Genomic DNA, 11,268 nt, shown 5'->3' with positions numbered 1-11,268 from the left:
ACGTCTCCTGATGTTTATTTTATGAAAAAATTAGTTAGGATAAATTGCCTGTAAAGCTGCCAGATCACCATCGGATAACTGGGTTACCCCTTGATTAACGGGATACATAACTGAAGTAGAATCTTGACTGTGATCTAATCCTAGTGCATGACCTAATTCATGAATTGCGACTGAATCAGTAAAGGCATGGTTGGGGTAGTTGGCATTAAGGTTTGCAGAACCATGGTTAACGTAGGTCGTTCCGGTAAAACGGACTTCCTTAGTGATTTCCGGACCACCTAAGCCAAGTTCAACCACTCCCTGATTTAAATTTTGAATTTGTTTATTATAAATAGAAAATTTAATGGTGTTTTGTTGCTTAGTTCCAGTACCAGGAACTAATTTCACAATTCCGGTAGCATTATAAGTCTGGATGGCATTTTCAAAAGCTGCACGAGCAGCCTGCGGCATATTTTTGTTGAACTCATAATAATAGGTTTTATTTAGGCTAGTTCCTTGGACGATTGATTCAATCGGAGTTTCGTTAGCTGATGCACTTTCCCGCTTTCCCTGATCATTAGCAGTCGCAGTGGTAGTGTTTTGGGAGTGATTACCTAATAGGGTAGAAACGTAATTACTTAAGTTACTGGTAATGGTTTGGCTCTCCACGGGGTGAGTCTGATACCAGTTAAAACCTAAAAGGATTAAGGTAATAATTAGAATGGTTTTTAGTAATGATTTCAATTTGGATTCTCCTTTGATAGAAAAGAGCTAATTTATAATTAGAATGGTTGGTCTTGATTATATTACTAATTTATTCAGATTTATTTAACTTACCGGTAATTTAAGAATGATTTTAGTTAAATTTAAAAAACGTTGATAAATGATAAGGAATTCAGCTCCTTAAAAGTTATCAACGTTTTTATTTTTGATTATGCAATTACTAACACAAAGTCCCATAAGCAATGAATAACCATGGGGACTGAGATACTCTTGGTAGTTCTTAAACTTACATATAAAGTACTTCCTAAAAACATGGTAAAGATTACTTGAGCTAGGGTGGTTATCAAATCGCCCCCGTTTAAAAGGTTGGGTAAATGCCAGAGGCCAAAGAGAACACTGGAAGTGATAAAAGCGGTTAGTTCGCTATGATTTTTCCGAACTTCGGTAAGGACAAATCCCCGAAAAACACTTTCTTCTAGCACAGCTACGACTGCAGTGGCAATTAGAGAAACGAAAACTCGTTGAATTGCAGCTTTACTAAAATGATTAGGAATGCTGTTGAAGTTCGTATCAAAGTTACTAATGATAAAAATTGCCATTCCGACAATCACTAAGTAACCAAACCATTTGTAGATGCCGTTGCCAAAACTTAATCGATTTTGAGAATAGATTTGTTTAACTTTTCCCCATTTAATCATTAGACCGATAAAAACGATAAAGGTTACGGTCATCGGTAAAATTGCGTGCCAAAAAATAGTTGAGGTGGTAGCAAAGAAGGCGTCATAGCCGACGGGTTCGATTGAATAGAAGATTCTTGATAAACCGGTCCATAAGATTGACAATAGAATAGTAGTGATTGCAACTGCTGGAATCGATTTAGAGATATTTTTTTGTATGGATTACTCCTTATGTATTATATTCTGTATGCAAAATAATATTTAGTTTTAATAAATTTTACATATGTACAAATATAGCATAAAAAACATTTTAGGCAAGTTAGTTAAGCAACGTGGGATTTGTTTAGATTTCCTTAAATAAGTTGGGCGCAATACTTTGCCCGGCAATCATTATGGTAGAATTAAACTATTAAAAATTTAATAAGCTTAAACGTTTTTTTGATTATTTTGAAATTAAAGTTCATTAAGAAATGAACCTTTGAGGAAGTTAAATGAAAAAGAATATAAGTGAAAAATTCATCTATGTGGTAATGCTGTGTGTCTTTTTGGCAATGTCTCTATGGAGTGCAGCTACTCCAATTTGGGCGGATGATTTTCGATCAGTCTTAGATGGCCAACCAATGAACTTACGCCAAATTGTTAGTTCACAAATTTGGGGATACCAACACTGGTCAGGTAGAATTTTTGGCGAAGGAATTGCCCGAATCTTAGTGGTTATTCCACGTCCAGCTTTTGGAATTTTAAATGGACTGGCCTTTTTAGCATTAACCATTTTAATGTTGGCTTTGATTAATCCTACAATCCGACGAAATCGAAGAGCCTTGATTAATTATTTATTCGTCGTTTTTGCTCTATTTGCTTTAACGCCAGGATTTGGTCAAGTCTTTCTTTGGACAAGTGGTAGTGGGAACTATCTTTGGACCACCACGATTAATTTGTTATTTATTTACCTATTAACGAAGCGTGGTCTTAAAAAGACACCTCGATTAGTCGGGTTGTTAATGTTTCCCTTAGCAATTGTAGCCGGTTGGTCAAACGAAACGACGGGTGGTGGTGTTCTGATCTTTCTATTAGGTTACTACCTATTTAATTATCTGCACACCAAGAAACTGACTTTTAATTATCGAACTGCTAGTTTAATCATCTTGTACTTTGTTTCATATGTAATGTTGATTAAAGCACCCGGAAACCAAGTTCGTGCGATGACCTTTAATAATGACTTTATCCATAAAACTTTGAGTGAGCGAGTTGCAGTTCGCTTTATTCAAGTTAATCATTTTATTTTCGAATATTTATTAGTGATTTTAATTGCCTTTCTAGTTTTAACGGTGATTAATCTGGTCTGGGTTAAAAATAACCAAAAACTAGAAAAGGCGTTGTTATGGGAAATTAGTGGTTTGGCAATGGTTTATGCCATGATTTTTTCACCAGAACTAAACTCAGAGGCCACTCGTTCCTTCTTTGCGGGCTTTATTTTTATGATTATTGGAACGATAACTTTGCTTCCACATTCATTTACCAATAAACGGCTGAATGGATTAATATATTCCTTGTTAGTGGTTATGACGGGACTAACGATTTTCAATGTTACCAACGGCGTGATTGATTCTAGTAAAACAAATGAAGCAATCTTACAACGTTATCACTTCATTGAAAGTTCAGTAAACAAGTATGGGGAAAATAAAACCATTGCGGTTCCTGAATTGAGTTATCTGGGTAAAACTAAGTACTCAGTTAACTATGGAACACTGTGGGAATTAGCTCCTGAGCATGATTTGAAAAAATTTGTGTTCCCAAACAGCTATTATGAAAGTATGTTTGGCGCTAAAAAAATTGTTTTGAAAAAATAAAATAGTTAAGAAAGTGGTTTCTTTTTTTAGAAGGAAACCACTTTTGTTCGTTTTTAACGATATATTTCATTGGATATAAAAAAATAGTTTGCTTTTATTCTGTTGCTCTGATATTATTTATAAAATTTTAGTTTTACTATATTTTATTTAAATGATATTGGAGGATTAGATAATGAAAGATTTTACTAAGATGATTTCATTGGATAATGGTTATAAATTGTGGTCACATACTAGTAATTTTGGGAGTACTGATAAATTATTATGTTTGCATGGTGGACCGGGAGATACTCATGAAGTTTATGAAGAATTTGGTGATCAACTTCGGGATTTAGATATTGAAGTTACTATGTATGATCAATTAGGATCTTGGTATTCTGAAACTCCCGATTGGGATGATCTAGAAATTAGAGATAAGTTTTTGAAGGAAGACTACTATATTGATGAAATTGAAAACGTTCGAAAAAAGCTGGGTTATGATAACTTTTATCTTGCTGGACATTCCTGGGGTGGGATGTTGGCAATGATGTACGCTCGTAAGTATGGTGAACATCTAAAAGGATTAATCATTATTAGTATGATTGATAATATTCCTGATTATGTTGCTCACATTAGAGAGATTCGTAATTTTGAATTTTCACCGGCAATAAATTCTTTTATGGATGCGGTTGAAAAAAATGGTGATTGGGAAAACGAACAATATCAAAAATACATACACTATTTATATACTCAGTATGTTAATCGGAAACAACCTGAAAAAATGTCACACGTGATTGATATCCAATCTAAACCCGTTTATAACAATTTCCAAGGCGACAACGAATTTGTTATTCAAGGCGATTTGGATGACTGGGACTTTTCAGAAGAAATTAAAAAAATTACAGCTCCAACTTTATTATCATTTGCCGATCATGAAACAATGCCTGTGAAAACAGCAGAACGCATGAATCAAGATATTCCTAATTCTAGATTAGTGGTTACTCCTGATGGTGGTCATAATCATATGGTTGATAATCCCGATGTCTTTTTCTACAACTTAAGAAGCTATTTTAAGGATTTAAAAAACAATCAATTTAATTAGTTGAGCGGGAGGAATTTAAAATGGGGAAAAAAGACACACTTGAAAGTTTTGGGTATAAACAGGAATTGGAAAGAACCTTAACTTTAAAGGATTTAATTATTTATGGACTAATCTTCATGGTTCCAATTGCACCATTTGGAATCTATGGTTCAGTTATTACTGCCTCAAATGGAATGATTGCATTAACCTACATCATTGGGATGATTGCAATGTTTTTTACTGCGCTAAGTTATGGACAGATGGCTAAGGCATTTCCAATTGCAGGATCCGTTTATGCATATGCGCAGAGAGGAATTAACAAAACCGTGGGATTTTTGGCAGGTTGGATGATTATTTTGGATTACATCTTTGTGCCGGCTTTGTTGTACGTTATTTCAGCCAACTCTTTAAAATCACTAGTGCCAGGAATGCCAGCGTGGATTTGGTTAGTTGCCTTTATTTTGATTAATACCATTATTAACGTGCGTGGAATTGAGTTTACCGCTGGGGCAAATAAAATATTCTTAGCACTAGAACTATTAATTTTAGCAATTTTCTTAATCGTGGGTATTTATGGAATAATGAATGGGGTTGGAGACGGATTTACGTTTAAACCTCTCTATGATTCTAATGCATTTAGCATTAATTTTGTTTTAACTGCGGTTTCAGTGGCAGTTCTAAGTTTTTTAGGATTCGATGGAATTAGTACACTGGCAGAAGAAGCTAAAGATGGGGAAAAAGCAATTGGTAAGGCAATTCTTTGGTCATTAATGATTGTTGGAGTTTTGTTCATTGTTCAAACCTGGGTAGCCGCTTTGATTATTCCGGACTGGCATTCATTTAAAGATTTAGATACGGCCTTTTATGCCGTAGCATATCAAGTAGGTGGAAAAACATTAATGTATGCTACCACGATTGCTACAATATTTTCTTGGGGATTCGCTAATGCGCTCGCGGCCCAAGCTGCAATTTCAAGAATTTTATTTGGAATGGCCAGAGACGGTAATCTACCAAGTTCATTAGCAAAAGTTCATACAAAATATAAAACTCCATATATTAGTACTGTTGTAGTTTCGCTAGTTTCACTAATCGTTGGTTTGATTTTTATGGACAATAGTTCCGTGCTTTCACAAATTGTTAACTGTGGGGCGCTAACTGCGTTTATTGTAATTCATATTTCGGTAATCAATCACTATATGATTAGAAACCACTCTAGTGATTATTGGCGTCATTTGATTGTACCGTTAATCGGATTAATTATTATCGGCTTTGTTATGATTAACTTAGATAGCTTGGCTAAAATAATTGGAATTTCATGGCTAGCAATTGGAATTGTTTATTATGCAGTTCTTAGATTTTCAAAAAGAAATACAGAAATTACTGACTTATAAAAAAAGATCGACCAAGTGGTCGATCTTTTTAGTTACATTGCGTATTTAACTCTAAGATAGATAATCATTTTTTGTAACTTAGAAACGTAAATTCGCTTGGCGAAAACGTTAAAGTCTTGCCGTTTGATTTTTTTCAAGATGGCGCGGTACCCATAAACAGCTAATGAAATAGCGGTATGGGAAGTGGGGTTGGAAATCAAATCGAGAACTTTACGATTATAGTCATAAGCGGTTAAGGTTTGATTGCTGAGCTTAATGATTAATTTACGTAAATTAGGGGAAATAGTTTCAGCCGCTAAGTCAGCTTCACTAACTGAATATTCGTTCATTAATTCAGTAGGCAGATAGATAAAACCGTTTTGATAATCTTCTTTAATATCTCGAAGAATGTTAGTCATTTGTAGAGCAATTCCTAATCGGATGATTTTTTGCTGATTAGCGTGATTGATTCTATTAGTGGTTAGGATGGGGACTAATAGTAAGCCCACGGTTCCGGCAACCTGATAACAATACTCATGCAAATCAGCAGCTGAGTTAATCGGTTCTCGATTTAGATCATGCTTTTGGCCGTTAATCATGTCGTCAATCAGATAAAAGGGAAGTTCAAAAGTAGTAAAAACGAGTCTCAAATTCTTTTCTAAATCACTTTGAGCCTGGTTATTTTTGACCCGATTCCAGCCAGCAACCATCTTTTCAAAAGTAGCTGGATCATTAGAGTCAGCCGCGTTATCTAGTTTACGTAAGAAGTCGTAAATTACATAGATACTATCTGCTTGATAAGCGGGTAGTGGTGAAAAGGAAAAGTAAAAAGTGGATGAATACTTTTTAATTACTTCTTCACTTGCTTGCATGCGGTCTAGATGGGGAAAATTAATGTTTCTTGCTTATTCATTTAGTTTAAAATCCTTTTTTAGTTCGTTGGCAGCCAGTTCACCACTGGTAATAACAATGGGAACTCCGGCACCTGGATGAGTACTTGCCCCAGCAAAATAAAGATTATTAAGATCTTTAAATTTATTGTGGGGTCTAAAGTAGTTACTTTGTAATAATGTGGGTTTGAGCCCAAAGGCGGTTCCAAATTTACTATTGTAAAGGGAAGCAAAGTTGTTGGGCGTGAAAATTTTCTTTACCTGAATATGGTTTTGGAAATCTTCGATGGCAAAGTCCTTTTGAAATTTAGCAATAATTTTATCAGCGTATTGGTAGTATTCTGCTTCACTCCATTGTTTACTTTGAAGGTTGGCAAAGGGTACCAATAGGTAGAGTGAAGAACTATCTTGGGGCGCAAAAGAATCGTCAATTAGGCTAGGATTGTAGATATAGTATGAGGCATCCTTAGGAAGTTTTCCATTCTCAATTTCATTAACGTTATTTTCAAAGTCACTAGCCATCTTAATGGTATGTAAGTTTAGATTAGGGTATTTTTGATCAGTTCCTAAATATAGCAACAAACAAGACATGGAATATTTAAGCTTTTGGTTAACCCGTTTCTTAGGATAAGTTTTTTGATTATTTTGGGGAATTAAATTCTCTACGGCATAGGGGAAGTCAGCGTTGACCACGACGGCATCCGCCGGGAAACTAACCCCATCGATGGTGATTCCAGTTGCAGTTCGATTGCGAGTTTCAATTCTAGTAACTTCGCTATCTAGTTGGATCCTGCCACCTAATTCCTCAAAGCGTTTTTTTAAGGCTAGTGCGTATTCATACATTCCACCCTTGATGTACCAAATTCCATAAAGTAGCTCAATCATTGGGATAATGTTGTAAATTGAGGGACCACTAAAGGGAGAAATGCCAATGTAGAGGGTTTGAAATGACAATAAGTACTGTAGTTCTTGATTAGGAATGAACTTTTTCATGTCATTGAATGAGGACGAAAAAGTCTTAAGCTTGAAGGAGTTGATTAGGGTTTTGACATTAAAGAAGTCCTTAAAGGAGCGGTAACTTTGGTAAATGAAGTTATCCTTGGCGTTTAAGTATTTACCATAAATGTCGGATAGATAGTTTAAAAAACCTAACATATCAATCCCGTCTGCATTTTCAAACTGTTGCGTAATTGCCACTAAATCACTGGAGAGAACGTACTGTTTGTCGTTGATTTTTACATCCATAAACGGATCAATGCGTTCCATCGTGAAGTAGTCATCAGGATTTACCCCGGTATCGATAAATGGTTTTTTATAAATATCAGGCATCATTACAATGGTTGGTCCCATATCAAATTTAAAACCGTCTACCTCTAAGCGGTTCATTTTCCCACCAACTTGGTGATTTTTTTCAAATATAGTTACGTCATAACCACTATGTTGTAGTTCAATGGCAGCACTAAGACCGCCGATTCCAGCTCCAATGATTGAAACTTCTTTTTTCATACTAACTCCTTGTGTTGCGACAAATTAGATTTGCCAATCTTTTAATTGTTTGGTTACCAATATTAGCACTCATTATAGTCTTATGTAAGCCATATTAATTAACATCTTAAGAAATTTATTTTAGAGCAAAATAAAAAGGAACAGATTTCTCTGTCTCCTTTTAAACTTCTTGTTGATTTTGCATTAACTGTAAGGATTGGGCTTGATTAATCTCATTGAAAAGGATGTTAGCGATTTCTGGAGCAATGCTCTGATTTTGTACTCCATTTTGCACGAAATCAAATTCATCCTGAAATAGTTTAACAAACGTTGAGTTGTCAATTTCAACGTGTTTTTGGTGATATTGGCGCTGCATCATTGAGAAAAAGCGGTCGAAAGTCTTACGGACTTGATAAAGCTCGTTACTATTAACGTTGTTTTTTAGATTAGTTTGCATTTTAGTTTCTAGATAATTATCGACTTCCCGCATTACCTTTTCGTTAAGGTCTAAGATAATTAATCGATTGGTATTCCAACTATTAACCTTAGCCGCGTATTGCGGGTCTTGAGCCATTCTTTGTTTGCGGAACTTCTTCTTTTGTTTTTTAGTGAAGGTTCTCGTACTAACGTGGAATTCAATTTCGTGGGTAGTTCTGCGAATTTGACGTCTAAATGATTTGAACGGATGTTGCCGTTTATTAGAATTTAACAGAGTTCGTTGCAGAATCTTGTTGTATAAATCCACAATCTTTTCGTCGAATTCATCATTGATTTCGTCACTGTGAGTATACGAACTGACGAAATCTGTAATCTCACCCAGTTCAGTTAAATAGGTGTCGGAGTAAGTAATCTGATTATTATTGAAGGTGTTAGTCTTTTGTGAGTTTAAATCAGAAATGACTGCCTCACGTAAATTTCGGTCAGTGATATTTTGCTGACTTTTCAAAATGGCGTAATCAATCATTTGGTCACGAGTATCATTGATTTCTTGAGCAGAAAAGCCTTTTTCAGCATTCGGAAGAATCATGGGTAACACGACCGCAGCGACCAACAAACTAATTAAAATTACCAACGTTGCGATGATAATTAATTCATTACGATAGGGAAAGGGCTGGTTATTGATAGTTTGTGGAAGGGAAAAGGCCATGGCTAACGTGATGGTTCCGTGAACACCACTGATTCCAAAGATACGTGCGTTAAAGCTTCTTTCTTGTTGGTTGTTTTTACCAAAAAGATTTTCGATATGTTGGTTCTTTTCCAACTTGATCCACCAAAAACGACCGGTAAACATTACTACGTAAATTCCAATACTTAAAATAACTAACTTAAATGTATTAATAGAACCAATTTTAACCATTTGATTAATAACTGCTGGAAGGGAAAGTCCCAGAATTAAGAACACCACTTCATTTAAAATGGTGGTGATGGTTTCCCAAATAGTATGGGTAGTTAACTGGATTTCAGTTGAATTTAACTTCAAACGATTATTTTCCCAGTTATGAGCGACTCCACTAGTTACTACCGCTAAGATTCCTGATACTCCTAGATGTTCTGCTAATAAATAGATGAAAAACGGAGTTAACAAGTTGATGGGAATGGTTGTGGCAGCCGCGTTCACTGATCGTAGGTTCAGACTATATCTGATTCTAACGATAATGACGGAGGCGATGAAGCCCACCAAGATTCCACCTAAAGCGACAAAGAGGAATTGCTCAATTCCGGAAACTAAAGAGAAGTTACCAATGCTAATCACTGAAAGCGCCAGGTCTAGAAGTACTAAACCGGTGGCGTCATTGAAAAGGGATTCTAGCTCTAAAGCATTGTTAACTCCCTTGGGCATTGCTAAACCATTAGTGATGGATTTTACCGCCACGGCATCAGTAGGGACAACGATTGCAGCTAGGGCAATTGAGAGTGCCAACGTCCAGTTTTTTTCAAAGTAATTGGTCATCACTCCCACAATTAGGGCAGTGAAAATTGCTAAACTAACGGAAAGTTCGATGATTACACGGATGTTTGTTTTTAATTTATGAAAAGATTGCTTTTGCCCGTCCATAAACATGATGGGAGCAATGATTATTAGCATAAAAAATTCTGGATCCAGAGTGAAATGGCGAAAGGCTGGTAAAAATGAGAACCCCGCACCGATAAGGATTAATAAAAATGACTCTGGAATCTTATGGATATAGATTTTAATGATATTAGTTAAAATGACCCCGATGATGATTAGGGCAATTAGATACAGGTTTGTCATACGTACTCCTCAAAAAATTAAGTTAATTGGCTCTATTATACGCCACTTATGAATATCCGAATTAGTAGATGTTTTGGGTTTTAAGTAAAAACTTTGTGTACTATATTAAAATATCGTAGTATAATTGACAAATGCTTAATTAACGTAAATGTTATTCTGTAATTTAATACATAGGAGGAAAGACTTTTGGACAAAAGTAACTCATTTAAAAGTATTGCAATTGTTACGGTAGCTTTTTCAATTATTTGGACAGGCCTATCAGCAATTTTTAATATTTTTGCTAAAGCAGGGTATAATGAATTTTTCAAAAATACCGACACCATTTTCTGGCACGTTACGGCACCCATGGGACTCACCTTTATTCTATTTTTTGGTTATTTAGTGTACAAGGGGAAGGTTAAACAGGTTTACCAACGCCAACCAGAAATTCAAAGCACCTTATTAAAGTGGGTAGCTGGATTGATAACGGTAGCAATGCTCTTATTTGCAATCTATAATTTCTACAAAAACTTTACTGATATTTTTAACAACTGGAATAGTGATTCATTAAGCCGAATTGTGATGGCATGTATTGCTACCATGCTAGTTGGATTAACCGAAGAATCAGTATTTAGAGGATATGCCTTATCACAATTTAGACAAGAAAATAGTGAATTTAAATCATACCTATTTTCAGTAATTTTGTTTGGTTTTTGGCACCTACCTAACATTATTTCAGGAGCCCCAGTTGCTCAAGCTGCTGCACAAACCTTAAGTACAATGCTAATTGGTAGTGGTTTATACTTGAGTGTTCGTTTCTGTCGTTCTGTTTTTGGAGGAATGGCACTTCACTGGCTCTGGGATTTTGCTTTGGTTATTGCCATCGACAGAATCTAAAAACTGACATTTATGTTAATTGTAAAAGTGAATTACGTAGTTTAACGGCGCTCATTTAATTAGGTTCATTGCTTTTATAATAGAATCAATTTACAATGAATTAAATT

At 35.3% G+C, this 11,268-nt stretch carries 9 protein-coding genes; 4 read left to right on the top strand and 5 right to left on the bottom strand.

The features are described 5' to 3' along the window. Positions 1 to 30: 30 nt before the first annotated feature. Complete coding sequence (locus R4B61_RS01825) at positions 31 to 723, bottom strand: matrixin family metalloprotease (RefSeq protein ID WP_413627949.1); 693 nt, start codon at positions 721 to 723, stop codon at positions 31 to 33. 188 nt (positions 724 to 911) lie between these two features. Next, the gene (locus R4B61_RS01820; RefSeq protein ID WP_413627948.1) at positions 912 to 1,544 is read right to left on the bottom strand and encodes a CPBP family intramembrane glutamic endopeptidase; all 633 of its coding nucleotides are present in this window, start codon (positions 1,542 to 1,544) and stop codon (positions 912 to 914) included. Positions 1,545 to 1,870: 326 nt separating this feature from the next. Here R4B61_RS01820 and R4B61_RS01815 point away from each other — a divergent pair, with 326 nt between their 5' ends. From R4B61_RS01815 to R4B61_RS01805, 3 genes are all read left to right on the top strand, one after another. Continuing rightward, entirely contained in the window at positions 1,871 to 3,229 is a 1,359-nt protein-coding gene (locus tag R4B61_RS01815) for a DUF6056 family protein (RefSeq protein WP_413627947.1), read from the top strand. Positions 3,230 to 3,401: 172 nt separating this feature from the next. After that, positions 3,402 to 4,307, top strand: a complete 906-nt coding sequence (locus R4B61_RS01810; protein WP_413627946.1) for a proline iminopeptidase-family hydrolase — start codon at positions 3,402 to 3,404, stop codon at positions 4,305 to 4,307. Between the two features lie 20 nt (positions 4,308 to 4,327). Next, on the top strand, positions 4,328 to 5,677 hold the full coding sequence (locus R4B61_RS01805) for an APC family permease (protein WP_413627945.1): 1,350 nt from the start codon (positions 4,328 to 4,330) through the stop codon (positions 5,675 to 5,677). Positions 5,678 to 5,709: 32 nt separating this feature from the next. Here R4B61_RS01805 and R4B61_RS01800 read toward each other — a convergent pair whose 3' ends face one another. The 3 genes from R4B61_RS01800 to R4B61_RS01790 form a co-directional block, all read right to left on the bottom strand. Further along, a complete protein-coding gene (locus tag R4B61_RS01800) occupies positions 5,710 to 6,528 on the bottom strand; it encodes a phytoene/squalene synthase family protein (protein WP_413627944.1) in 819 nt (272 codons plus the stop codon). Positions 6,529 to 6,561: 33 nt separating this feature from the next. Next, positions 6,562 to 8,052 carry a phytoene desaturase family protein gene (locus R4B61_RS01795; RefSeq protein WP_413627943.1) on the bottom strand — a complete coding sequence of 497 codons (1,491 nt, stop codon included), beginning with the start codon at positions 8,050 to 8,052 and terminating at the stop codon, positions 6,562 to 6,564. Between the two features lie 160 nt (positions 8,053 to 8,212). Further along, positions 8,213 to 10,285, bottom strand: coding sequence for a cation:proton antiporter (locus R4B61_RS01790; RefSeq protein ID WP_413627942.1), 2,073 nt, complete (start codon positions 10,283 to 10,285; stop codon positions 8,213 to 8,215). 186 nt (positions 10,286 to 10,471) lie between these two features. Here R4B61_RS01790 and R4B61_RS01785 point away from each other — a divergent pair, with 186 nt between their 5' ends. Beyond that, positions 10,472 to 11,161 (top strand): CPBP family intramembrane glutamic endopeptidase, encoded by a 690-nt coding sequence (locus R4B61_RS01785; protein ID WP_413627941.1) that lies wholly within the window; start codon positions 10,472 to 10,474, stop codon positions 11,159 to 11,161. Positions 11,162 to 11,268 lie beyond the last annotated feature (107 nt).

It is taken from the genome of Fructilactobacillus vespulae, assembly GCF_047324295.1.
Classification (GTDB): domain Bacteria; phylum Bacillota; class Bacilli; order Lactobacillales; family Lactobacillaceae; genus Fructilactobacillus; species Fructilactobacillus vespulae.
This window is presented reverse-complemented; position numbering and strand designations above follow the sequence as displayed.